Source organism: Actinophytocola sp. (genome assembly GCF_036555685.1).
Classification (GTDB): Bacteria; Actinomycetota; Actinomycetes; order Mycobacteriales; family Pseudonocardiaceae; genus Actinophytocola.
In genome coordinates, this window is the sequence record NZ_DATBKY010000130.1 from 1 (window position 1) to 1,685 (window position 1,685).

Genomic DNA, 1,685 nt, shown 5'->3' on the forward strand with positions numbered 1-1,685 from the left:
GTGGTACGCCCGGCTGCCTACCATGTTCGCCGCCGCGGCCGCGCTGTTCACCAGCGCGGACGACCGGATGCTGCTGGTCAAGCCGAACTACCGGAATCACTGGTCGCTGCCGGGCGGGATCCTCGAGCACGGCGAGCCGCCGCACGAGGGCTGCCGCCGCGAGGTAAAGGAGGAACTCGGCCTCGACATCACGCCCGGGCAGCTGCTCGTGGTCGGCTGGGCCGGCCCGCACGGAGCGCGACCCAGGCCGGTCGTGCACTTCGTCTTCGACGGCGGAATACTCGCCGATGACGCGCCCATCCAGCTGCAGGAGGACGAACTCGACGAGTTCAGGTTCGTCGAGCCGACCGCCCTGGACGACTACCTGCCGCCGATCATCAGCACGCGGGTTTCCGCCGGGCTGCGCGCCCGTGACGACGGGGCGACCGCCTACCTGCCCTGGACCGAGCCTTAGCCGACCCGGGACGCCGCGGGTCCCGACCGGACCTGGAGCTGGTCGAGCAGGGTCGCGGTGGCGGCCGCGACGGCGTCGACCGCGTGGCCGAACGCCTCGGCGTTGTGCCCGGCAGGGGCGCGGAAACCGCTGATCTTACGCACGTACTGCAGCGCTGCGGCGTGGATGTCCTCGTCGGTCACCCGCTCGGCGTACGGCGGGCGCAGGGTCTTGATGCTTCGGCACATGTTCTTGACGTTACCTGGGATTAATCCAGCCCTAGCAGTCCCTCCAGGCCGACGGTCAGGCCGGGCGGGAGGGAGCCGATACTGCGGACGGCGAGCAGCACCCCGGGCATGAACGAGCCGCGGTCCAGCGAATCGTGCCTGATCGTGAGCGTCTCCCCGGTCCCGCCGAACAGCACCTCCTGGTGCGCCACCAGGCCCTCCACCCGCACCGAGTGCACGTGCACGCCGTCCACGCTGGCGCCGCGCGCGCCCGGCAGGGCCGACGCGGTGGCATCTGGCGGCGGCCCGAGGCCGGCCCCGGCCCTGGTCGCGGTGATCATCGACGCGGTGCGCAGCGCGGTGCCGGACGGTGCGTCGGCCTTGTTCGCGTGGTGCAGCTCGATCACTTCGGCGGAGGGAAAGAACCGGGCCGCCTGGACGGCGAACCGCATCATCAAGATGGCGCCGACGGAGAAGTTCGGCACGACCAGGACGCGCGCGTCCGGGTGCTCGGGGAGCCAGCCGCGTACCTCGTCGAGCCGGTCCTCGCCGAACCCCGACGTGCCCACGACCGCGTCCACATCGTGCCGGACGCACCAGTGAAGGTTGGACATGACCACGCCGGGATGGGTGAAGTCGACCACCACGTCGCAGCCGGTCAGCCCGTCAAGCGCGTCACCCTGATCGACTTCGGCGCCGACCTCCAGGTCCGGCGCCTCGGTGACGGTCCGGACCACCTCGCGTCCCATCCGTCCCCGCGCACCGAGCACGCCGACCTTGGCCATGGCTGCCTCCTAGGTAGGTCAGGCCTGGAACGCGCTGGCGTCGTCGAACGGGCCGACGACGGCTAGGGCCTTGGGGCGGGTGAGGATATCGGCGGCGATCGCGCGGATGTCGTCGTGGCCGACGGAGTCGATCGCGGTGAGCACCTCGTCGACCGGTTCCAGCCGCGGGTAGACCAGCTCGGACTTGCCGAGGCGGCTCATCCGCGAGGACGGATCCTCCAGGCTGAGCACGATCGAGCC

Annotated in this window: 3 protein-coding genes and 1 pseudogene; 1 reads left to right on the plus strand and 3 read right to left on the minus strand. The window is 71.1% G+C overall.

Going from position 1 to position 1,685, the window contains the following annotated elements:
* The coding region (locus VH969_RS13330; RefSeq protein WP_331974037.1) for an NUDIX domain-containing protein at positions 1 to 454 on the plus strand (454 nt) is incomplete at its 5' end.
* Here VH969_RS13330 and VH969_RS13335 read toward each other — a convergent pair.
* The 3 genes and pseudogenes from VH969_RS13335 to VH969_RS13345 form a co-directional block, all read right to left on the minus strand.
* A complete protein-coding gene (locus VH969_RS13335; protein ID WP_331974038.1) occupies positions 451 to 681 on the minus strand; it encodes a DUF2277 domain-containing protein in 231 nt (76 codons plus the stop codon). The two genes, VH969_RS13330 and VH969_RS13335, sit on opposite strands and share 4 nt — an antisense overlap.
* A 20-nt stretch (positions 682 to 701) precedes the next feature.
* Complete coding sequence (gene dapB, locus VH969_RS13340) at positions 702 to 1,445, minus strand: 4-hydroxy-tetrahydrodipicolinate reductase (RefSeq protein ID WP_331974039.1); 744 nt, start codon at positions 1,443 to 1,445, stop codon at positions 702 to 704.
* An 18-nt stretch (positions 1,446 to 1,463) separates the two neighbouring features.
* A pseudogene (locus VH969_RS13345) lies at positions 1,464 to 1,685 on the minus strand (insulinase family protein); the annotation flags it as partial.